This is a genomic window from Actinotalea ferrariae CF5-4, from assembly GCF_000603945.1.
Taxonomy (GTDB): domain Bacteria; phylum Actinomycetota; class Actinomycetes; order Actinomycetales; family Cellulomonadaceae; genus Actinotalea; species Actinotalea ferrariae.
This window is the reverse complement of record NZ_AXCW01000570.1, coordinates 1-318: the sequence shown is the minus strand read 5'-3', so window position 1 is coordinate 318 and position 318 is coordinate 1. Positions and strand designations below refer to the sequence as shown.

Sequence of the window (318 nt, the reverse complement as noted above, 5' to 3'; positions counted from 1 at the left end):
GGTCACCGCGCCCCGCCACCGGCCGGGCGGGACGCTCGCGCCGGGCTCGGTCGCGCTCGTCGGGGGCGGGCCGGGCGACCCGGACCTGCTCACGGTGCGCGCGCGGAGCCTGCTCGCCCAGGCCGACGTCGTCGTCACCGACCGGCTCGGTCCCACCGCCGTCCTCGACGAGCTCGCCGAGGACGTCGACGTCATCCACGTCGGCAAGACGCCGGGGGCGCACGTCGTCCCGCAGGAGGAGATCAACGCGGTCCTCGTCCGCGAGGCGGCCGCGGGGCGGCGCGTCGTGCGGCTCAAGGGCGGCGACCCGTACCTGTT

1 protein-coding gene is annotated in these 318 nt (G+C 78.0%); it reads left to right on the top strand.

All coding sequences use genetic code 11. The features are described from left to right. Window positions 1–318 (top strand): uroporphyrinogen-III C-methyltransferase (locus N866_RS19345; protein ID WP_034230056.1); only part of this gene is annotated, 318 nt, incomplete at both ends.